Origin of the sequence: Bradyrhizobium sp. IC4060, from assembly GCF_020193715.1 — a bacterium.
GTDB classification, from domain to species: Bacteria; Pseudomonadota; Alphaproteobacteria; order Rhizobiales; family Xanthobacteraceae; genus Bradyrhizobium; species Bradyrhizobium yuanmingense.
The window spans coordinates 720,807-740,153 of the sequence record NZ_JADYVJ010000001.1 but is presented as its reverse complement, the minus strand read 5'-3'; the positions used below and the strand labels follow the sequence as shown (position 1 = coordinate 740,153).

Sequence of the window (19,347 nt, the reverse complement as noted above, 5' to 3'; positions counted from 1 at the left end):
GCCGGCCTCGGAACCGCAATCGACGCGACAGGGAAGGTGAGATGAGCAATTTCAATCAAGAAAGCGTTTTGAGCGTCCACCACTGGACCGATACGCTGTTCTCCTTCAAGACCACCCGCACCCCGACCTTCCGCTTCCGCAACGGCGAATTCACCATGATCGGGCTCAGGGTCGGCGAGAAGCCGCTGCTGCGGGCCTACAGCGTCGCCAGCGCCAATTACGAGGACACGCTGGAGTTCTTCTCGATCAAGGTGCCGGACGGACCGCTGACCTCGCGCCTCCAACATCTGAAGGAAGGCGACGAGATCATCGTCAGCCGCAAGGCCACCGGCACACTGGTGATCGACAATCTGGAAGAGGGACGTAACCTCTACCTGATCGGCACCGGCACGGGTCTTGCGCCGTTCCTGAGCGTGATCAAGGATCCCGAGACCTATGAGCGGTTCGAGAAGGTGGTGCTGCTGCACGGCTGTCGGCACGTCAAGGAGCTCGCCTATGGCGAGATGATCACCGAGCATCTGCCGAAGGACGAGCTGCTCGGCGAGTACATCCAGAACCAGCTGATCTACTATCCGACCGTGACGCGCGATCCCTTCCGCAATCGCGGCCGCATCACCGATCTCATCACCTCAGGCAAGCTGTTCGCCGATATCGGCCTGCCGGTGCTGGAAGCCGCCCATGACCGCGTCATGATCTGCGGCAGCCCGGCCCTTGTGGCGGACACCCGCGTCCTCCTGGGTGAGCGCGGCTTCGTCGAGGGCAATCACGGCGAGCCTGCCCAGTTCGTGGTAGAGAAGGCCTTCGCCGAGCGCTGAAGCGTTTTCGAGCGAAGTGGATACCGGTTCGCGTCAAGAAGACCCGCCCAAATAAGAATCTAGGGTCCCGTTGCGGGGCTCCAGATCCGGAATTTCTGCGCGAGAAGATCGCATTTTCGCCACCGCCGGGGCGTTGCGGCGCCGATTCGGCGCACGATACTATGGGGGACCGAATCAGCGGAGTTCCCACATGGTTGCGGACAGCGACAGCAACATCGCCTGGCACCGGGTTCAGTTGAAGAAGAACCGCGCCGAGCTGAAGGCGCTGGAGACCGCGCGCTTCACGATGGGCGAGATCGCCACCTCGAAGCGCAACGGCCAGACGCAGAAGACGATCGCGGAACTCAAGCGCAAGATCGCACAGTCGGAGCGCGCCATCGCCGATCACGACAAACGGACGCGCCGTCCACTCGCAACCGACCTGCAGAGCCTCAGCAATGGCAGCTGGAGCCATTGGGACGCCTACACCCAACAGCAGCGCAAGAGCGGCCAGCGCTCCTCCGGGCGCGGATAGCCGCGGCTCGCCACGCCCGCGGCCGACGAGCAGACGCGCCCTTGCGCCGGCCGCGCCGCGCACCATCTCGGTGATACGCCACCAATCGTTCCGGTGATCCCATGACAGCGCGCCTCGATTTCACCAGCGAGGCCTTCTTTCGCGATCCGCCCAAGGCGATCGCGAAATTGCGCATGTCCGCACCCGTGGTCGCGACGCGGTTTCCCATCGTCGGCAATGTCTGGATCACCACGACTCATGACGCCACCGCGCAGGTCCTGAAGGACGGCGCGACCTTCACGTTGCGCAAGGAGGATGGCGACATCGCGGGCTTGCGCTGGTGGATGCCGAGATTCGTCAGGACCATCGCCAACAACATGCTGACGATGGACGAGCCGGATCACACGCGGCTGCGCAGCATCGTCGACGAAGCGTTTCGCCGCCGCGCGATCGTTGCGATGGAGCCGCGCATCCGGGCCATCGCTGACGGTCTGGCCGACGAGCTGTTCGCGCAAGGATCCCCGGCCGATCTGGTCCAGCGCTATGCGCGCATCCTGCCGCTCGCGGTGATCTCGGAGCTGCTCGGCCTGCCGCTCGCAGATCGTCCAAAGTTCATCGCCTGGGCCAACGCGATATCCTCGCTGACGAATGTCGTCAGCTTCTTCCGCCTGCTGTTCGCGGTGCGCAAGATGCGCGCCTACCTCGAGCAGCAGTTGCAGATCGCGCGTGTCCAGGGCGGCGAGGGCCTGATTGCCGAGCTGATTCAGGTCGAGCGCGAAGGCGGCCAGATCACGCCGGATGAAATGGTCTCGATGGTGTTTCTGTTGCTCGGGGCGGGATCGGAAACCACCACCCATCTCATCAGCGGTTCCATCTACGAGCTGCTCAGGAATCCCGAACGGCGCGATTGGCTGGAACAGGATTGGAGCCGTGTCGGGCTCGCAGTCGAGGAGTTTCTGCGCTTCGTCTCACCGGTGCAATTCTCCAAGCCGCGCTACGTGCGGCGCGATGTCGAGGTCGAGGGCGTGCGCCTGAAGAAGGGCGATCGCGTCATGGTGATGCTCGCCGCTGCGAACATGGATCCCGCGGTACATGATCGTCCCGAGACCCTCGATCTCGAACGCAAGCCGAACCGCCATATCTCGTTCGGCACGGGAATCCACTTCTGTCTCGGCCATCAGCTCGCGCGCATCGAGGCGGCCTGTGCGCTGGAGGCGCTGTTCGTGCGTTGGCCGAAATTGAGTCTTGCCGTCGATGCCGCTGAAATCCGCTGGCGCAGGCGGCCGGGCTTGCGCGCGATCGCGAAGCTTCCCGTCACGGCAGAGGGCCGCGGAACAGAGACGACTGCACGCAGCGGAACGAGGCACGATCGTTCCCTCACCGCGGCGAACTGACGTCGGCGGCGCCCTTTCGGAAAATCTTTGCCTGTTGTGATCGGCCAGGAACGGTGTGCCGTTCGTGCTGTTGTCATCCCGACATGACGCGGAGGGGAGTTCCTTGGGGCGCATGTCGCAGATCGACGTCTTAACGGGAGACCAGATCATGGCCAGCAAGATGCCACCTGTTCCACCGGACAATCAGAGCCGCAAGGGAACCGGCGATCGCAAGCAGATGTCCGCCGATCAGATGCCGCACGGTCAGGAGCGTGTACAGAATCCAGATCAGCAGGGACAGCAGGGCAACATCAAGCAGAACACGACCAACCAAGGCTATCAGCAAGATCGCTGAGGAGGACGACATTCATGTCGACATCCACGAAGACACCGAACAGCATTCGACAGGGCGGACCCGGCGCCTCGCATGAGAACGCGAAGGCACCACTTCAGGTGAAGAAGCCGCCGGCGGACGATCCGCAGCGCAGCCACAGCCGGGTTTCCGGCGGCGGTGGCGAGCGCGATTCCCATCACACGCACGACGAGGCCGGAAAGGGCGGAGGCAGGTGACATGGCCAACAAGCAACCCAAGCTGTACGCGCCGACCGAGAAGGACCTGCATGACAATCCCCTGATCGGCGGATCCAAGGGCGCGAACAGGGCAGGCGTTTCGCCTGACGACCTCGAGGACGTCTTGGGCGAGAACACGATCGAAGGCGACGTCGAAAACGACGTGAACGCCGGTGGCGGTATCGACAAGGATGTCGCGCGGAGCGGTTCGCCCCGAAGAGGCCGGTAAGATTGGAGGCCCACAATGCAGGGCAAGAAGACTCACGAACAGCAAGTGCGCATCCTCGAGCGGAAGCCAGATGTTCCGGATGCGCGAGAACTCGAGCAGGCCGCCGGTCATAACCCGCAAGATACGCGCGTCCATCGTGCCAACCCCGAAGCTCGTCATAGCGAGTTTCCGGTGAGCCGCGGCGGCCTCAACCAGGAAAGCGATCACAACAAGCACAACGATCCCGGCCAGAGCGGCCACAAGCCGCCCAAACCGACGACGGCACAACAGAAGCACTAAATCATCGGAAGAGAGGAGAGACTGATGCCTGGTGGGCATGGCAGCAAGACGCACTTCAGATCGGGCATGCATGGCAAGGGCGACGGCACCGGCGCATTGACCGACGTGCCGAAGGAGATGATCGGCGACAACATGGTCCTGTCCAACCGAGACAAGAAACAGCATTCGGACATTCGCGGCATGGACGGCAAGTCCATCCAGACCGAACAATATCAGGACCACGCAGCAAACCGGCTCGATGAGAAGCCGGAGGCCGACGAGACCTGAGAGGGCGTTCCTTCCGCCGACTTGCGGACCGGTGTTCAGCCGGTCCGCTTTTTTGTGGGCGCAAGGTCGCGCTCCCAGCCGAACACCGAGCGGCCGTCGAGATCCGGTGAGGCCGCACGCTCGCCGGCGATGAAAGCCTCGACCGAAGGCCCGCGCGCGGTCCTCTCCAACCGCCGTGTTTGGTCGTCGAGGCGTTTGATCGCCTGCATCTCCTCGTCGCGTCCGAGCTTCGCGTTTCGGATCGCGCCCTTCAGCACCCGGATGGTCTCGTCATAGACCTTGATCGGAACGGGGTAGGGATGCCGGTCCTTGCCGCCATGGGCGAGCGAGAAACGTGCGGGGTCGGTGAAGCGATAGGGCGCGCCGTGCACGACCTCGGCAACCATCGCGAGCGAGCGCACCGTGCGCGCGCCGACGCCCGGCGTCAGCAGCAGCTCCGGAAAATCCGCCGGGCCGCGTTCGGCTGCAGCGGCGAGTGTGCCGTGCAGGCGGCGCGCGAACACGTCCTTCGGCCGCACATCATGATGCGCAGGCATGATCAGATGCGGCAGCATGCCTTGCGCCGGCGTGGACGGGGTCCCCGCGAGCCGCTCGAATTCGGAGACGATGCGATCCGGGCCGAGGTCGGAGAGCAGCTCGAGCTGTGCCGTCCGAGATAGATCGGCGCGATGATCGGTGAGATTGACGATCTCCCCCTGCTGCGGCCCGTCGATTGCGCTGTGCGGCGTATCGACAAAGCTCTTCAGTGCCTCGGAGTGCCAGTGATAGCGCCGCGCCTGCCGCTTGTCGCCGTTCATGCCCTGCTGCACCACCGTCCATTTACCCTCAGTGGTGACGAAGAAGCCGTGCAGGTAAAGGTCAAAGCCGTCCTGGACCGCGGCGCTGTCGACCTTGGCGACCAAACGGCTGGCCCGGGTCAGCTTGATGCCGTCGAATCCGACGCGGTCGCCGAGCTGCAACAGCTCGTCCGGCGTCTTGCGCGAATGCTGACCGCGACCGCCACAGACGTAAATCCCGAGCTCGTCCTGGAGCGGTCCGAGCCCGCGCTTCAGCGCGCCGATCACGGAGGTGGTGATGCCGGAGGAGTGCCAGTCCATTCCCATCACGGCGCCAAACGACTGGAACCAGAATGGATGCGACAGGCGCTGTAGAAATGCGTCGCGGCCGTAATGATGCACGATCGCCTGGGTGACGATCGCCCCGAGCGAGGACATGCGACTTGCCAGCCAGGGCGGAACCCGCCCGGTGTGAAGAGGAAGATCGGCGCTGCCGGTTCGTCGAGTCATGGCGACAAGCCTAGCGCAGCTCAGCGACGGTTGCACCTGCGGGATGCTGCATTGCACGGGGCGGGGGAGCGAAGCCGGCCGGGATGCGTTGTGCGGATTGCGTGAATGCAATGATGGGGACGATCCATGGATTGGCAGGCTCTGACGGCCGATATCGACAGGATGTTCGGCTGGATACCGTCATGGTTCATCGGCCTCACCCTGGTTGCCGGCGCGATCCTTCTGGCCCTGCTCGCCTACCGGGTCGCCACATGGCTGCTCAACCGCGCTTTCGGAACGCGGCTTCCGCTCTTGAGTGTGTTCATCGAGCGCACGGCAGGCCCCGCGCAAATGGCGCTTTGCCTTGCCGCCGTCGCAATGGTGCTGCCGCTGGCGCCGCTCGACGATACGATCCGCACCCCCCTGACGCGGCTGTTCGTCGTGGCCTTCATCGCGCTGATCGGCTGGATCTCGATCCGGATCGTCGACATGAGCGCGGCGCGCTACTTGCAGAACTTTCGCGATGTCACCGAGAATTTCGTCGCGCGCAAGCATGTCACGCAGGTGCGCGTGTTCAAGCGCGTCACCGACACCATCATCGTCATCATCACGGTCTCCGCCGCGCTGATGACGTTCGACTCCGTGAAGCAATACGGAGTCAGCCTGTTCGCCTCCGCAGGTGCTGCCGGTATCATCGTCGGCCTTGCCGCGCGCCCGCTGCTGAGCAATCTGATCGCCGGCCTGCAGATCGCGATCACCCAGCCGATCCGCATCGAGGATGCCGTGATCATCGAGAACGAATGGGGCTGGATCGAGGATATCGCCTCGACCTATGTCGTGATCCGGCTGTGGGATTGGCGCCGCATGGTGGTGCCGCTGTCCTACTTCATCGAAAAGCCGTTCCAGAACTGGACGCGCGACACCGCATCCCTCATCGGCGTCGTCGCGCTGCATGTCGACTATCGCGCCGACGTCCCGCGCATCCGACGCTGGCTGGAGGAGGCGGTGAAGCAGTCGAAGCTGTGGGACGGGGAGGTGGTGAATCTCCAGGTGATCGATGCCGATTCGCGCACCATCGAGCTTCGGGCGCTGGTCAGTGCCAGGAACGCACCGCAGTCGTGGGACCTGCGCTGCGAGATCAGGGAGAAGCTCATCGCCTTCATCCGCGACGAGATGCCGGAGGCGCTGCCGCGCGACCGCGCCATCCTGATCCCGTCGGGAGACGGAGAGGGCGATCTCGGACTGCGTCCCGCACCGCCGGAGAAGATGCGGGCGAGCGCCAGTCACTGAACGGCGCTTACGCGCCTGCGCCGTCCCGCCATTGCCACGTTCTTGTTGACGAGACCTGATCTTTTGTACGATAGTACAAATCTCATGGTACGCAAGCCCACCAGCAAGGAAGCGGCCCGCAAGCCGAACATGCGCGAGGCGATCCTCGCCGCCGCGGAGGAGCTGTTCGCCACCAACGGCTTCAATGCCGTATCGGTGCGCGACATTGCGCAAGCTGCCGGGGCAAATCCGGGCAGCGTGACCTATCATTTCAAGACCAAGGACGGTTTGCTGCTGGAGATCTACCGGCGTCATTGCGGGCCGATGAATCTGCGCCGTTCCGAGCTGCTCGCGGCCGCAAAGCGCGTGCGCGATCTCCAGGACCGGCTGGAGGCGATCGTTCGGGCCTATGTGGTGCCGGCCTTCACCTCGGGCAGCGATCTCGCCGGCGGCGGGGCGCGTTTCACGCGGCTGCGCGCGGTGATGTCGGCGGAAGGTAACGAGGTCGCGCGAAAGATCATCGCGCAGACCTTCGACGACACCAGCCACGCCTTCATCGACGCGGTGCACGAGAGTCTGCCGCACATTCCGCGCACGGACATCGTCTGGCGCAGTCACTTCCTGCTCGGCGCACTCTATTATTCGCTGGTGACGCCGGAGCGCGTGTCGCGCCTGTCGCGCGGCGAGGCCGACGGCAGCGATGCCGCTTGCGCCATCGAACAATTGGTGCAGGCCACCGTCGCCGCCTTCCAGGCGCCGGCGCTGGATGAGGCCGCGCCGGCGCGGCGGCGGCCGGTCGTCGCCGGCAAGGCGTGAAGCAAGAAATCTCGCTTCGGCGGTTCACCTCATGACGATGATGTACACGCCGACCATTCCACCGCCCGACCCGAACACGCGCACGCCGAAGTTCAGGCTGCCGAAGTTGTCGTGTGACGCGCATTGCCACATCTTCGGGCCCGGCACGAAATATCCGTACGCGCCGGAGCGTTCCTACACGCCGCCGGATGCGCCGCTGGAGGATTTTCGCGCGCTGCATGCCAAGCTCGGCGTGGAGCGGGCCGTCATCGTCAATGCCAGCGTGCACGGCACCGACAACAGGGTGGCGCTCGATGCGATCGCTGAGAGCAATGGCGCCTACCGTGCCGTCGCCAACATCGATGGCGCCGTCACCGAGCGCGACCTGCGCGTGCTGCATGAGGGCGGTTTTCGCGGCTGCCGTTTCAATTTCGTCCGCCATCTCGGCGGCCTCCCCGACAAGCGCGTGTTCGACCGCATCGCCGCGATGGTCACGCCGCTCGGCTGGCACATCGATCTGCATTTCGATGCGATCGATCTGCCCGAATATGCCGACATGCTGACAAGGCTGCCCCTGACCTACACCATCGACCATATGGGCCGGGTGAAGGCGGCAGACGGGCTCGACCAGTTGCCGTTCAGAATCCTGATCGAGCTGATGCAGCGCGATGACAAGTGCTGGGTGAAGATCTGCGGCTCGGAGCGGGTGTCCTCTATCGGTCCGCCGTTCACCGATGCGGTGCCGTTCGCGCGAAAGATCGTCGAGACCGCGCCGGATCGCGTCATCTGGGGTACGGACTGGCCGCATCCCAACGTCAAGGTGATGCCGAATGACGGCGATCTCGTCGATTTGATCCCGCTGTTCGCGCCGGAGCCGGAGCTGCAGACGAAGATTCTGGTCGACAATCCCGCGCGCCTGTTCGGGTTCGAGGCGTGACGACGTCATCGCGACCGGCACGCTGGGAGGACATGTGCTGTGGACGCATGCATACGAAACAAAAAGGAGTAGCCCATGAAAACAGGCCTCGTCGTCACAGCCCATCCCGGCGATTTCGTCTGGCGCGCCGGCGGCGCCATCGCGCTGCACGCGAGGAAGGGCTATCGGATGAAGATCGTGTGCCTGTCCTTCGGGGAGCGCGGCGAGAGCCAGTTCGCCTGGAAGGAGCAGGGCGCGACGCTGGAATCGGTCAAGGCCGGCCGCAAGGACGAAGCGGAGCGGGCAGCCAGGCTGCTGGGCGCCGAAATCGAGTTCTTCGATTGCGGTGACTATCCGCTGAAGCTCACCGAGGCGCATTTCGACCGCATGGTGGACATCTACCGCGAGCTCAATCCGAGCTTCGTCCTGACACATGCGCTGGAAGACCCCTATAATTTCGACCATCCGAACGCGGCCCATTTCGCGCAGGAGACGCGCGTGGTCGCGCAGGCCATGGGCCACAAGCCCGGCGCGCAGTACAAATATTCGGCCCCGCCGGTGTTCCTGTTCGAGCCGCATCAGCCCGAGCAGTGCAATTACAAGCCGGACACGATCCTCAAGATCGACGAAGTCTGGAAGGAGAAGTATGAGGCGTTCCAGATTCTCGCTGCGCAAAAACATCTCTGGGGCTATTACGAGCGCGTCGCGCTCAACCGCGGCATCCAGGGCAGCCGCAACACCGGCGTGCCCATGACCTATGGCGAGGCCTATCAGCGCCTGTTCCCGACGGTTGCGGACGAGCTGGCATGACGCCGGTCCGCAACATCAAGCTGAAGGCCGTGCTCGGCAGTCACCACCATGTGCAGGCGGTGAAGAGCGGGGCGCTCCGTTCCGACCTGTTCGATCTCGATTTCATCGAATACACGCCGACCAACACGGCGTTCAAGCCGATGGTGCGCGAGCAGGCCTTCGACGTCTGCGAGATGGCGATCGTCACCTATCTGATGGCGAAAGCGCACGCCAAGCCGCTGGTGCTGCTGCCGGCGACCATGCTCGGCCGCTTCCAGCATTCTTACGCGCTCTATAATCCCACGCATGGGACGCTCGGGCCCACCGATCTCGAAGGCAAGCGTGTCGGCATCCGCTCCTTCACGACCACGACGGGCGCCTGGATCAGGGGCATCCTCGCCAACGATTACGGCGTCGATCTCGACAGGATCCGCTGGATCACCTTCGAGGATCCGCACGTCGCCGAGTATGTCGACACCACGGAGCGCGCCCCGAAGGACAAGAAGATCCTCCAGATGTTGCTCGACGGCGAGCTCGATGCCGTCCTCGGCGAGACCTCCGATGATCCCAGGCTGAAGCCGCTGTTTCCCGATCCGGCCACGGAGGCCGCCAGATGGTATGCGCGACGTGGCGTGGTCCCGGTCAACCATCTCGTGGTCGTGACCGAGCAGCTCGCGAAGGCGCGCCCTGACGTGGTCGCCGGCGTCTATGATCTGCTCAAGCGCAACAAGGCGCAGACGGGACCGACGGCAAGGCCGGACCTCGTTCCGTATGGGATCGAGGCCAACAGAAAACCGCTCGAGCTGATCATCGACTACGCATTCCAGCAGGCGCTGATCCCGCGCCGCTATACGGTCGATGAGCTCTTTGACGAGACGACACGAGGACTGAACTGATGGCAGGTGATCCCAGGCGCTGGCAGATCGGACTGGTCGGCTATGGCGAGGTCGGCAGGATTTTGGCCGAGGATTTGCGCCAGCAGGACATCAGAGTCTCAGCCTACGGCATCAAGCTCGGCGGCGAGCAGGGCGCGCCGCTGCAGGAGCATGCGGCGAAATTCGGTGTCTCTCTTGCAACTTCCCACGCAGAGCTGGCCGCGAAGTCCGACTTCATCATCTCCGCCGTCACGGCGAGCCAGGCCGTGCCGGTCGCAAAGGCTTGTGCGGCAGCGATCAATCAGGGCACCTGGTTTCTCGATTTCAACTCGGCCTCTCCCGGCGCCAAGCAGCGCGCGGCAGGGCTGATCGACGGCGCCGCCGGGCGCTATGTCGAGGGCGCGGTGATGACCTCAGTGCCGCCTTATTGCATCAAGGTGCCTTTGCTGCTCGGCGGACCCGGCGCGAGGGAGCTCGAGCCGCTTCTGAATACGATCGGTTTCGCGGCCAAGGTTGCCAGTGACAAGCTCGGCGTGTCCTCGGCCGTCAAAATGTGCCGCAGCATCATGATCAAGGGCCTGGAGGCCATGGTCATCGAGAGCTTCACGACAGCGCGCGCCTATGGTGTCGAGGATGCGGTGCTGCCTTCGCTTGCGGAAACGTTCCCCGGGATCGATTGGGAGGAGCTGGGCGCCTATTGCTTCCAGCGCGTGATCGAGCACGGCCGCCGCCGGGCCGAAGAGGTGCGGGAGGTCGCCGAGACCGTGCGCGAGGCGGGGCTGACGCCGTGGTCGGCGCAAGGCACGGCCGAGCGGCAGGCCTGGATGGCTGATCTCGCCGATGAGGGGCTGTTCGGGTTGAGGGGCAGCAGCGAATTCGCCCGCAGTGCGGACTGGCGCACCGAGGCCGACCGGATCCTCGCCAGAATCAATCGGACGAAATAGTCAGCTCAGGATCGGATCGCTGGCTTCGAAGCTTACGACCTGGTCGCGCGCGCGTTCGATCAGGTCGATCAGATTGCGGGATTTACGGACGAGCTGCTCGGTGGCCGGCTGGGTGCGGAACTCCGCCAGCACGGCGCGAACACACTTGCTGGCGGCATCGAGCGTCCAGAGCGTACGGTTCACGTCAGCCTGCGTCTGGATGGCCGAGATATCGAGGCCCGAGAGAACGTGGCCGATGCCGTCCAGCCGCTTCACCGCCGTATCGGTCGGCGTTCGGGCCTGGACGGAATCATCGATGCTGCTGAATGCGCTGAACAGACTCATACTTCCCCACTGAACGCAGATTGTCAGTGCACGTCGTAGTTACGGCGGCGCGGCCCGCCTCGCAATGCGTTGAGCTACGGTCCGGGATTCTACCGAACTCGGGTCGGCGCGGACCGGCGGTAAAATCGAACTGCCGTGGCCTCGCGGCCGATCAGGTTGTGCGCGCGATGCCCGAAATATCGGCCGTGAAACGCGCTCAGCTCTTGAACAGGGTCGGCCGGGGCCGTGCAAATGTCTGCCGGCCGCGCTTGAAGCCCATCAGGACGTCAGGCAGCTCGGCGATGGCGAATCGGCTGTCCTTGGTATCGAGCACGATCAGATCGGCGGGATTGCCGACCTCGATGCCGTAGTCGGCGAGGTTCATCAGCCGGGCCGGCAGCTCGGTCACGAGGTCCAGGCAGGTGTCGAAGTCGCTGACCGAGGCGTGCGCGACGTTGGCGTAGAAGTTCGCCATCCGCAGCAGCGAGGCATCGCCGAACGGCGTGAAGGGATTGAGCACGTTGTTGGTCGCGACCGAGCAGAGCACGCCGTCGCCGGCAAGCTTGTGGGCGAGGGTCAGCCCGCGCGGCGCGTTGTGCGTGGCCTCGCGCCCCATCAGATAGAGATCGGTCGCGGGCAGGACGGTGACCGCAACGCCTGACCTTGCCAGTTGCGCAGTGGCCGCCTTCATCCGTTCGGGGGGCAAGGCCGACAGTTTCGTGGCATGGCCGATCGCGACGCGTCCGCCGTAGCTGCGCCGCTCGGTCTGGCGGCAGACCTCGTCGAGATGCCACCAGGAGGGATCGAGATCGAAATCGAGATGGAGATCGACGTCGATGTCGAATTCCTCAGCGAGATCGAAGATGCGCGCGAGATGGGCATTCGGGTCGGTGTCCATGTAGGGACAGCCGCCAATGACCTCGCCGCCTTCGCGCAGCGCCTGGATCAGCAGCTCCTCGGCTCCGGGATCGTTGGTGAGGCCTTCCTGCGGGAAGACGCAGAGCTCGAGATCGATCGCCCAGGCGTAATCGCGCTTCAGCGCCTTGACCGCCTCGTAGCCGCGGAGGCCGATGCGGGGGTCGATCTCGACATGCGTCCGCATGCGCGTCGTGCCGTTGACGATGGCGCGTTCGAGCACTCTGGCGCCGCGCGCGTAGACGTCCTCGATTGTGAAATCCTTCTTCATCCCGGCGACGGCGCGGATCGCCTCCGAGACGCTGCCGTGATCGTGGCCGCAGCGGCCGAGCAGGCAGGCCTTGTCGAGATGGATGTGGGTGTCGACGAAGCCGGGCAGGGCGAGGAGGCCGCCGAGATCGACGTCGGCGGCCTCGCAGGCCAGCTTTGGCGCGATCGCGGCGATGCGGCCGTCCTTCACCCCGATATCGACCGGTACGGCGGAAGAGCGCAACAATGCGTTGCGGAAGATCAGGTCGAAGGTGGCTTGGGCGGTCATGGCGTTGGATTCAGCCGTGGCAGCCTAGCGGAAGCCGTGGGGGCGGGCAGCTCCAGATTGTGTGCAATGCTGGGGCTGGATTGTCCAAAAATTGTGCATGCACTTTGAGGCACCCGGATTGTAAGATAGCGGCATCCGGAGAGAACCCCGCGATGTCTACTGCCGCAAAAGCCGAAAGCCCGATGACCGACGCCGAGATTGTCGAAGCCTATCTCACCGCTTCGATGATACCGGATCCCGACGCCGCTGCGGCCTATATGAAGCCGGGCACGGTGATCACGTTCACCGGCGGGCGCGCGTTCGACCATCCGCGCGGGCCGACCGGCTTCAACGCGAAACGCTATCGCTGGGTCAAGAAGAAGATGGACCGGTTCGACGTCTGCCCGGGCGCGGACGAGACCGTCGTCTACAGCGTCGGTACGCTCTATGGCGAGTGGATGGACGGCACGCCGTTCGAGGGCAACCGCTACGTCGATCGCTTCGTCGTGAGGGACGGGCAGATCGTGAAGATGGATGTCTGGAACGACAGCGCCGAGCGCATCCTCCTCCAGCGCGGCATCGAGGCCTAACTCCGTCGAGCCAGCTTCGGCAGCTTGATCACCCGATTGCTCGTCACCTCGTCCGCATAGGGTGCGAGGATGTCGAGCAGATCGCGGCCACGCTGCGGAGTGGGAGCGACCAGCGCACGATTGGCCACCGAATCCAGGTGATGATGCATCAATTCCATCACCTTGGCCGCATCGCCCTTGGCAAGCGCCGCGATGATGGCGCGATGCTCGTTGATGGCGCATTCGGTGGAATGCGGCCGGCTGTACAGCGACAGCGTCAGGCAGCAGCGATAGGCGACCTCGCTGACATAGCGCACCAGAATCGGGCTGTTCGTCATATGGGCGAGCAGAATGTGGAATTCGGTCGCGAGTCGGATCGAAACCGCATCCGTGCCGCCGCGGGCGCGATCCTCGGCATCGACATGGGCGTTCAGCTCGGCGATCTGCGCCTTGGTCAGCTTGCCCGCGAGCTGGCGCACGACGAGGCGTTCGAGCTCGATGCGGATGTCGAAGGCATCGCGCGCCTCCTGCCAGCTCGGCGTCGCCACCACGGCGATCCGGTTGCGGCGGAGCTCGACCAGGCCTTCGGCGGCGAGTTGACCTAGCGCATGGCGGGCAATGGTGCGGCTGACGCCGAAACGTTCGCCGAGCGCATCTTCCGGCAGCTTGGCGCCGGGCTCTAGCGCCTGCTCGATGATGGCGCGCCGGAGCGCGCGGCAGATTACGCTGACCTTGTCCGACGATTCAGAAGTCTTGCTGCTGGCGCGCGCCGCCATCGGCGAATCCCATGGGAGTGATATCTCTCTTTAGCACAGGCTCGCGCCGATTCAGCGCTCCAATTGCATGCAGTTTGGCCTTCGGACTGCCTAAATCGAATCCGGCGGTTTGGCGCGGGTTTCGGCTAGGCCTTTGATTTCGCGGGGCTCGATCGCTGGCATCCAGCTTGCATGCACTTTTTTCCGTGATGCGCATGCAACCCAACGCCCAGTTCGACGGCCAGCCCGTTCCCGAAGGCTCTGCGACGATCGCGATCGAGCTGTCGGAGGCCTCGGTGACCTTCGGGCGCGGCGACCGCGCCGTGCCTGCTTTGTCGAAGACCACGCTCAAGATCGCCGACGGCGAGTTTGTCGCATTGGTCGGCCCATCCGGATGCGGCAAATCGACCATATTGCGTCTCGTCAGCGGTCTGGTGCAGCCGACCAGCGGCGTCGTCATCGTCGGCGGCCGCGAGGTGGCGGCCCGGGCGATGCGGGTCGGCATGGCCTTTCAGAACCCGACCATGCTGCCGTGGATGACGATCGAGCGGAACATCATGCTACCGCTGAAGATCGTCGAGCCGTTCCGCTCGAAGTTCCGCAAGCTGCGCAAGACCGAATTCCGCGACAAGGCCAATGCGCTGCTGGAGCAGGTCGGCCTCAAAGGGTTCGGCAACCGCTATCCCTGGCAGCTCTCCGGCGGCATGCTCCAGCGCGCCAATCTTTGCCGTGCGCTGATCCACGAGCCGCGCATGCTGCTGCTGGATGAGCCCTTCGGTGCGCTCGACCAGTTCACGCGCGAGGAGCTTTGGGCGATCCTCCAGAATCTCTGGATGACGCACAAGCCGACGGTGCTGCTGGTCACGCACGATCTGCGCGAGGCGGGATTCCTTGCCAGCCGCATCTGCGTGATGAGCGCGCGCCCCGGCCGCATCCTCGACGACAGCCGCGTGGAGTTCGCGCGGCCGCGCACGGTCGCGATGACGTTCGAGCCGGATTTCGTCGCGCTGAACCAGAAGCTGCGCGCCTTCATCGAGGATGCGCGCAGCGCCGCTGAGCAGGGGGCAGGCTGATGTTCGGGATCGATGTCAGGCAGAAAGCGTGGTCGGCGGGGCTGATCGTGCTGTTCTTCGTCGCCTGGGAGCTGTTCTGCCTGATGACCGGCATGTCCGACCTGGTGCTGCCGCGGCCCTCGCAGGTCTTCGTGACGCTGGTCCAGCGCTTCCCGGTGCTGTGGCCGCACATCGTGCAGACGCTCGCCACCACCATGCTCGGCTTCGTGCTTGGCGTCGCGCTCGGCGTCGCCCTCGGCGCGATTATCGGCGTGTCGAAGACGGCCTACGACACCTGCTATCCGCTGCTGATCGGCTTCTCCTCGATCCCCAAGGTCGCGGTGGTGCCGATCTTCGTGCTGTGGTTCGGCTCCGGCACGGTGCCGGCGGTGCTGACTGCGCTGTCGATCTGCTTCTTCCCGATCGTGGTCAATATCGCGACGGGGCTTGCCACCACCGAGCCTGAGCTCGAGGACGTCTTGAAGGCGCTCGGCGCCAGCAAGCTCGATATCCTCTGGAATGTCGGTCTGCCGCGCACCATGCCGTTCTTCTTTGCTTCGCTGAAGGTCGCGATCTCCTACGCCTTCGTCGGCGCGGTGCTGTCGGAGACGGTCGCCTCCAACCGCGGCATCGGCAACGTCATGATGACCGCGTCCTCCAATTTCAACGTGCCGCTGGTGTTCGCGGGCTTGTTCGTGCTCGCCGGGCTCGGTGTCGCGCTCTACGTCGTGTTCTCGCTGATCGAAGGACAGGTCACCGGCTGGGCCACGCGCAAGAACGACGTGATCGCCACCTGATTTCTTGAACCGTCACGCAACGAAGCTGAGGAGGTCTCGATGTTGAGGAAGTTAACCGCCGCGCTGCTTGGATTGGCGCTATCCGCAGGCGCCGCCACCGCGCAGGAGACCACGATCAAGTTCACGCTAGGCTGGAAAACCCAGGGCAGCGACGCTGCCTTCTTCTATGCCAAGGACAACGGCTTCTTCAAAGAGGAAGGCCTCAACGTCGTCATCGATCAGGGCGAGGGCTCCGGCGCCACCGTCACGCGCGTGATGTCGGGCGCCTATGACGCCGGCTTCGGCGACGTCAACGCCATCATCCAGAACGCCTCGACCAAGCCGCAGGAGGCGCCCGTCATGGTCTACATGATGTGGAACCAGCCGCCGTTCGCCATCGTCGCCAAGAAGAGCAGCGGCATCAACACCATCAAGGATTTCGAAGGCCGCACGCTCGGCGGTGCGCAGGGCACGCCGACGACGCGCCTGTTGCCGGTGTTCACGCGCAAGAATAGTCTCGACGGTGAGAAGATCAAGATCTCCAACATGGCGCCGAACCTGCAGGAGCCGATGCTGATCAAGGGCGACATCGATGCGGCCCTCGTCTTCAACATCACCAGCTATTTCAATCTGGTGCTCAACCGCCAGGATCCGGACAAGGACTTCAAATGGTTCTCCTTCGGTGAATATGGCCTCGATCTCTATTCCAACGGCGTGATGGTCTCCCGCAAGCTGATCGCCTCGAATCCGAAGGCCGTGGCGGGCCTGGTGCGCGCCATCAACAAGGGTGCGATCGCGATCGCCAAGGACCAGAATGCCGGCATGAAGGCGGCACTGAACTACGACAACCTCATCAACGCCGATGTCGAGAAGCGGCGGCTGCAATATTCCTTCGAGAAGCTGATCGTCTCGCCGGAGATGAAGGAGATCGGCATCGGCGACATCAAGGACGACCGGATGACACGCGCGATCGGCATCGTGGTCGAGGGCTACCAGCTCGCCCGTGCGCCGACGCCGGCGGAGGTGTTCTCGCGCGAATTCCTGCCGCCGCGCGCGGAGCGGGAACTGGTGTACACTGCCAACTGAGATTGGAGGAACAGCCATGGCCACGGCGATCTCGGCAACCAGCCTGTTCCGTGGCCCTGACCGTGGCGTCAGCGAGAACGTCGTGCTGCGGCACGACGAGGGCGTCATCACCGAAATCTCGGAAGGAGCGGGGCCGGCGCCTCGCTCCTTCGTCATCCCTGCCTTCGTCAACGCCCATGATCATGCCCGTGCCACGCCGTCGTCCTTCGGTGCGGTCGGCATGCCCCTGGAAAGCTGGATTCTGCGCACCGCACTGGGCTCGCCGGTCGATCCCTATCTGACCGCCGCCTCGGCATTGGCCCGTTCCGCCAAGGCAGGCTGCGCGGCGATGATGGTCCATTACACGCGTCCGAGCGGGACGATGCCGCTGCTGGACGAGGCCAAGGCCATCGCGAAAGCCGCATCCGACGTCGGGATTCGCATGGCGTTTGCAATGGCGGTGCGCGACCAGAATCCCATCGTCTACGGTGATGCCGAGCCGTTGCTGTCGGGGCTTGCCGGGGACGATCGCAAGACGATCGAGGATCTCTTCGTTCGCGCGCCGATGTCGCCGAAGGCCTATATCGAGCTGACCGACGCAATTGCCGCAGCCATCGCCGGACCGATGGTCGACGTGCAGCTCGGGCCGGCCGGTGTGCAATGGTGCTCGAAGCCGCTGCTGGAGGCCGTCGCGGAGAACTCCGCACGGACCGGTCGCCGCATTCACATGCATCTGTTGGAAACAGTTTATCAGCGCGCCTGGGCCGACCAGCACTTTCCGGACATGGTGCGCTGGCTTCGCGATGTCGGCTTTCTCTCCGGGCGGCTGACGCTGGCGCATTGCATTCACGCCCGTCCCGAAGAGCTCGAGATGATCGCGGCCTCCGGCGCGCGCATCGTCACCAATTTCAGCTCGAACATGCATCTGCGTTCGGGCCTCGCCCCGATCGCCGCCGCGCACAGATGCGGCTGCGCCATCACTGTGGGCGTCGACGGTCTGGCGCTGGACGAGGATGACGACATTCTGCGCGAGATGCGGCTGGTGCAGATGGTCCATGGCGGCCTCGGCTTCAAGGCGACATGGACGCCGGCCGAGGTGTTTTCGCTCGCCATCCGCAACGGACGCCATGCGACCGGGGCGCCCGGGAATGGTGAGCTCGCGGCGGGCAATCCCGCCGACTACGTCGTGATCGATCTTGACCGGCTCGATCGAGACCAGATCATGCCGGTCGATCCCATGGCGCTGCTGTTCGCGCGCGGCAATGCGTCGCTGGTGAAGGAGGTGGTCGTCGCCGGCAGGACGATCGCGCGGGACGGGGTCTGCGCAGGCGTCGACCTGCCGGCTGTCGAGCAGGAATTGCGGGCGATGTATCGCGCCAATGTCGGCAAGCTCCACAGCTTCCGGCGGATGTGGCCGTCCCTGTCGGATCGGTTGAGCGGCTGGTTCGAGCAGCAGCTGACGTGCCAGTGAAGCAGCGTCCGTTTGGCCAGTATTGAAAAGCGCGATAGCTGGTAGTCGCTGTCCCGTCTGGCGGACGCTGCATGTGTCGGTTATCACCCCCCTCGCGATAAGGCCGACGACCCCATTGAGGAGCAACTGATGCGTCTACCCGTTCTTTTCCTTGCCCTGACATGTCTTGCCGGCGCAGCTTCGGCCGAAGACCTCACGGGCACGCTCCAGAAGGTCAAGGAGACCAAGAAGATCACGCTGGGCTATCAGGAGGCCTCCGTCCCATTCAGCTATCTCGACGGCAACCAGAAGCCGGTCGGCTTTGCCATGGACATCTGCCTCCGTATCGTCGAAGCCGTGAAGAAGCAGCTCGGCATATCAGACATTTCGGTCGAGACTGTCGCGGTGACGTCCTCGAACCGGATTCCTTTGATGGTCAACGGCACGCTCGACCTGCATTGCTCGGCGACCACCAACAATGCCGACCGCCAGAAGCAGGTCGCCTTCACCAACACGCACTTCCTCAGCGCGACGCGGTTCGCGGCCAGGAAGGCGGCGAGCATCAAGACCATCGACGATCTCAAGGGCAAGGCGGTCACGGCGGTCGCGGGATCCGTGAACTTGACGCAGCTCGCCAAGGTCAACACCGAGCGCAATCTCGGCATCAACATCATGCCGGCCAAGGACCAGGCCGAGGCCTTCCTGCTGCTGGAGACCGACCGCGCCCAGGCCTATGCGCTCGACGACGTCCAGCTCGCGGTCGCGATCGCGCGGTCGAAGGAGCCGCAAGCTTACATGATCAGCGAGGAGGCGTTCTCCAAGCCCGAGCCCTACGGCATCATGCTGCGGCGAGAGGATGCGCCGTTCAAGGCGCTCGCCGATCGCGCCACCGCGGAGCTTTATGCCACCCCCGAGATCGAGGCGCTCTACAAGAAGTGGCTGCAATCGCCGACGCCGCCGAACGGCCTCAACTACAACGTCCCGATGTCATCAGCCTTGCGCAACGCCTTCAAGAAACCGAGCTCGAGCGCCGATCCTGACGTCTATGTGGTGAACTGAAGCGAAG

At 64.2% G+C, this 19,347-nt stretch carries 24 protein-coding genes; 20 read left to right on the top strand and 4 right to left on the bottom strand.

The window, feature by feature from the left end:
• Positions 1-41: 41 nt before the first annotated feature.
• The 8 genes from I6F16_RS03670 to I6F16_RS03635 all read left to right on the top strand — a co-directional run bounded on the left by I6F16_RS03670 (position 42) and on the right by I6F16_RS03635 (position 4,026).
• Positions 42-815 (top strand): ferredoxin--NADP reductase, encoded by a 774-nt coding sequence (locus I6F16_RS03670; protein ID WP_036001332.1) that lies wholly within the window; start codon positions 42-44, stop codon positions 813-815.
• Positions 816-1,005: 190 nt separating this feature from the next.
• A complete protein-coding gene (locus I6F16_RS03665; protein WP_036001330.1) occupies positions 1,006-1,329 on the top strand; it encodes a hypothetical protein in 324 nt (107 codons plus the stop codon).
• A gap of 101 nt (positions 1,330-1,430) precedes the next feature.
• Positions 1,431-2,702 carry a cytochrome P450 gene (locus I6F16_RS03660; RefSeq protein WP_036001328.1) on the top strand — a complete coding sequence of 424 codons (1,272 nt, stop codon included), beginning with the start codon at positions 1,431-1,433 and terminating at the stop codon, positions 2,700-2,702.
• Positions 2,703-2,850: 148 nt separating this feature from the next.
• The gene (locus I6F16_RS03655; RefSeq protein ID WP_036001413.1) at positions 2,851-3,036 is read left to right on the top strand and encodes a hypothetical protein; all 186 of its coding nucleotides are present in this window, start codon (positions 2,851-2,853) and stop codon (positions 3,034-3,036) included.
• A 14-nt stretch (positions 3,037-3,050) separates the two neighbouring features.
• Complete coding sequence (locus tag I6F16_RS03650; RefSeq protein ID WP_036001325.1) at positions 3,051-3,251, top strand: hypothetical protein; 201 nt, start codon at positions 3,051-3,053, stop codon at positions 3,249-3,251.
• 1 nt (position 3,252) lies between these two features.
• Positions 3,253-3,480, top strand: coding sequence for a hypothetical protein (locus I6F16_RS03645; protein WP_036034382.1), 228 nt, complete (start codon positions 3,253-3,255; stop codon positions 3,478-3,480).
• A gap of 15 nt (positions 3,481-3,495) precedes the next feature.
• The gene (locus I6F16_RS03640; protein ID WP_036001319.1) at positions 3,496-3,759 is read left to right on the top strand and encodes a hypothetical protein; all 264 of its coding nucleotides are present in this window, start codon (positions 3,496-3,498) and stop codon (positions 3,757-3,759) included.
• Positions 3,760-3,783: 24 nt separating this feature from the next.
• Positions 3,784-4,026 carry a hypothetical protein gene (locus I6F16_RS03635; protein WP_036001316.1) on the top strand — a complete coding sequence of 81 codons (243 nt, stop codon included), beginning with the start codon at positions 3,784-3,786 and terminating at the stop codon, positions 4,024-4,026.
• Positions 4,027-4,061: 35 nt separating this feature from the next.
• On the opposite strand, the gene I6F16_RS03630 is transcribed toward I6F16_RS03635, so the two are convergent.
• Positions 4,062-5,312 carry a DUF763 domain-containing protein gene (locus I6F16_RS03630; protein WP_225112169.1) on the bottom strand — a complete coding sequence of 417 codons (1,251 nt, stop codon included), beginning with the start codon at positions 5,310-5,312 and terminating at the stop codon, positions 4,062-4,064.
• 126 nt (positions 5,313-5,438) lie between these two features.
• Between I6F16_RS03630 and I6F16_RS03625 the strand changes: the two genes are divergently transcribed.
• From I6F16_RS03625 to I6F16_RS03600, 6 genes are all read left to right on the top strand, one after another.
• On the top strand, positions 5,439-6,581 hold the full coding sequence (locus I6F16_RS03625) for a mechanosensitive ion channel family protein (protein WP_109144111.1): 1,143 nt from the start codon (positions 5,439-5,441) through the stop codon (positions 6,579-6,581).
• A gap of 84 nt (positions 6,582-6,665) precedes the next feature.
• Positions 6,666-7,376, top strand: a complete 711-nt coding sequence (locus tag I6F16_RS03620; RefSeq protein WP_036001304.1) for a TetR family transcriptional regulator — start codon at positions 6,666-6,668, stop codon at positions 7,374-7,376.
• Between the two features lie 31 nt (positions 7,377-7,407).
• On the top strand, positions 7,408-8,292 hold the full coding sequence (locus I6F16_RS03615; RefSeq protein WP_225112170.1) for an amidohydrolase family protein: 885 nt from the start codon (positions 7,408-7,410) through the stop codon (positions 8,290-8,292).
• A 75-nt stretch (positions 8,293-8,367) separates the two neighbouring features.
• On the top strand, positions 8,368-9,081 hold the full coding sequence (locus tag I6F16_RS03610; protein ID WP_225112171.1) for a PIG-L deacetylase family protein: 714 nt from the start codon (positions 8,368-8,370) through the stop codon (positions 9,079-9,081).
• Positions 9,078-9,956 (top strand): hypothetical protein, encoded by an 879-nt coding sequence (locus I6F16_RS03605; RefSeq protein ID WP_225112172.1) that lies wholly within the window; start codon positions 9,078-9,080, stop codon positions 9,954-9,956. The genes I6F16_RS03610 and I6F16_RS03605 overlap by 4 nt, the downstream gene beginning before the upstream one ends.
• On the top strand, positions 9,956-10,879 hold the full coding sequence (locus I6F16_RS03600; RefSeq protein ID WP_225112173.1) for an NAD(P)-dependent oxidoreductase: 924 nt from the start codon (positions 9,956-9,958) through the stop codon (positions 10,877-10,879). Before I6F16_RS03605 ends, I6F16_RS03600 begins: the two co-directional genes overlap by 1 nt.
• Here I6F16_RS03600 and I6F16_RS03595 read toward each other — a convergent pair whose 3' ends face one another.
• Complete coding sequence (locus tag I6F16_RS03595; RefSeq protein WP_345960823.1) at positions 10,880-11,203, bottom strand: hypothetical protein; 324 nt, start codon at positions 11,201-11,203, stop codon at positions 10,880-10,882.
• A 196-nt stretch (positions 11,204-11,399) separates the two neighbouring features.
• Entirely contained in the window at positions 11,400-12,635 is a 1,236-nt protein-coding gene (locus tag I6F16_RS03590; RefSeq protein WP_225112174.1) for an amidohydrolase family protein, read from the bottom strand.
• A gap of 152 nt (positions 12,636-12,787) precedes the next feature.
• Here I6F16_RS03590 and I6F16_RS03585 point away from each other — a divergent pair, with 152 nt between their 5' ends.
• Positions 12,788-13,204, top strand: coding sequence for a nuclear transport factor 2 family protein (locus I6F16_RS03585; protein WP_225112175.1), 417 nt, complete (start codon positions 12,788-12,790; stop codon positions 13,202-13,204).
• Here I6F16_RS03585 and I6F16_RS03580 read toward each other — a convergent pair.
• Complete coding sequence (locus I6F16_RS03580; protein ID WP_057028867.1) at positions 13,201-13,959, bottom strand: GntR family transcriptional regulator; 759 nt, start codon at positions 13,957-13,959, stop codon at positions 13,201-13,203. The two genes, I6F16_RS03585 and I6F16_RS03580, sit on opposite strands and share 4 nt — an antisense overlap.
• A gap of 194 nt (positions 13,960-14,153) precedes the next feature.
• Here I6F16_RS03580 and I6F16_RS03575 point away from each other — a divergent pair, with 194 nt between their 5' ends.
• From I6F16_RS03575 to I6F16_RS03555, 5 genes are all read left to right on the top strand, one after another.
• Positions 14,154-15,011 carry an ABC transporter ATP-binding protein gene (locus I6F16_RS03575; protein WP_036001404.1) on the top strand — a complete coding sequence of 286 codons (858 nt, stop codon included), beginning with the start codon at positions 14,154-14,156 and terminating at the stop codon, positions 15,009-15,011.
• Positions 15,011-15,787, top strand: a complete 777-nt coding sequence (locus I6F16_RS03570; protein WP_036001283.1) for an ABC transporter permease — start codon at positions 15,011-15,013, stop codon at positions 15,785-15,787. Before I6F16_RS03575 ends, I6F16_RS03570 begins: the two co-directional genes overlap by 1 nt.
• A gap of 39 nt (positions 15,788-15,826) precedes the next feature.
• Positions 15,827-16,852, top strand: a complete 1,026-nt coding sequence (locus tag I6F16_RS03565; RefSeq protein ID WP_036001276.1) for an ABC transporter substrate-binding protein — start codon at positions 15,827-15,829, stop codon at positions 16,850-16,852.
• 16 nt (positions 16,853-16,868) lie between these two features.
• Positions 16,869-18,302 carry an amidohydrolase family protein gene (locus I6F16_RS03560; protein ID WP_225112176.1) on the top strand — a complete coding sequence of 478 codons (1,434 nt, stop codon included), beginning with the start codon at positions 16,869-16,871 and terminating at the stop codon, positions 18,300-18,302.
• A gap of 129 nt (positions 18,303-18,431) precedes the next feature.
• Positions 18,432-19,340, top strand: coding sequence for an amino acid ABC transporter substrate-binding protein (locus tag I6F16_RS03555; RefSeq protein ID WP_225112177.1), 909 nt, complete (start codon positions 18,432-18,434; stop codon positions 19,338-19,340).
• Positions 19,341-19,347: the final 7 nt, after the last annotated feature.